Origin of the sequence: Streptomyces sp. 8N616 (assembly GCF_052246385.1) — a bacterium.
In the GTDB taxonomy this organism is placed as follows: domain Bacteria; phylum Actinomycetota; class Actinomycetes; order Streptomycetales; family Streptomycetaceae; genus Streptomyces.
On sequence record NZ_JBQQBY010000094.1, the window covers coordinates 1 to 1405 of the forward strand.

Here is a 1405-nt window from a genome sequence, read left to right on the forward strand (position 1 = left end):
GGGAGGGCCGGGTGTGGCTGACAACGCCTTGTCGGACGTGGCTCGGTGGGAGTGGCCGCCCAGCTCTCCGGGGCGCCCTGGCTGCTGATTGAGATGTGCGCTTCGGTCGCTGATTACGGAGATGACAGCGGGGTGTTCCTCGGGCCGACGGCGCTGCTGTGCGGAACGAGGAGGGGCGAGTGAGCAAGCGACGGACCCAGGTCTGGGCCGGCATCGACGCCGGGAAGGGCCACCACTGGGCGGCCGTGGTCGATGAGACAGGTGCGACGCTGTGGTCGAAGAAGATCGACAACGACGAGTCGGCGATCCTGACCGCGCTCGGCGAAATCCTGGATCTGGCGGACGAGGTCCACTGGGCGGTCGACATCTCCGGAACCTCGTCCACGTTGCTGCTGGCCCTGCTCGCGGCGCACGGCCAGCGGGCCGTCTACGTGCCCGGCCGCACGGTCAACCGCATGTCGGCCGCCTATCGGGGCGAGGCCAAGACCGACGCCCGCGACGCCTACGTCATCGCCGAAACCGCCCGCCACCGCCAGGATTTCGCTGCCATCGACGTGCCCGCTCAGCTGGCCGCCGACCTCGCGCTCCTGACCGCCCACCGCGCCGACCTCGTGGCCGATCGCGTGCGGATGATCAACCGGCTCCGCGACGTGCTCACTGGTGTCTTCCCTGCCCTGGAGCGGGCCTTCGACTACTCGGCTCACAAGGGCGCGCTGGTCCTGCTGACCGGGTATCAGACCCCCGCGGCCATCCGCCGCCGCGGCCGGACCCGGCTCACGGCATGGCGGGCCAACCGCGGCGTCCGGGGCGCCGACGGTGTCGCGGCCACCGCACTGGAGGCCGCGCAGGCCCAGCAGACCGCGCTGCCCGGCGAGGACGTCGCCGCGCGGATCGTCGCCGACCTGGCCGCGCAGATCCTGACCCTGGACGACCGGCTCAAGCGCATCGACAAGCAGATCCGCGACACCTTCCGCATCCACCCGCAGGCGGAGATCATCGAGTCCCTGCCCGGGATGGGGCCGATACTCGGGGCGGAGTTCGTCGTGGCCGCCGGCGACCTGGCCTCATACGCGGACGCCGGCCATCTGGCCTCGGCGGCCGGGCTGGTGCCAGTTCCGCGCGACTCCGGCCGTCGGACCGGCAACCTTCACCGGCCCAAACGCTATAGCCGCCGCCTACGCAGGGTGTTCTACATGTCCGCGCAGACCAGCATCATCCGTGAGGGACCGAACCGGGACTTCTACCTCAAGAAGCGCGCCGAGGGCTGCAAGCATGCCCAGGCCGTCATCGCGCTGGCCCGCCGCCGAGCGAGTGTGCTGTGGGCGCTGCTGCGTGACGGACGGACCTTCACCTCCGCCCCTCCCGTCACTCAAGCGGCTTGACTTCATCATTGAGACTCCCACCG

General features: G+C 70.6%; 1 protein-coding gene. It reads left to right on the plus strand.

From position 1 onward, the window contains the following. Positions 1–179: 179 nt before the first annotated feature. Positions 180–1382, plus strand: a complete 1203-nt coding sequence (locus ACTWQC_RS35755) for an IS110 family transposase (RefSeq protein WP_443320040.1) — start codon at positions 180–182, stop codon at positions 1380–1382. Positions 1383–1405 lie beyond the last annotated feature (23 nt).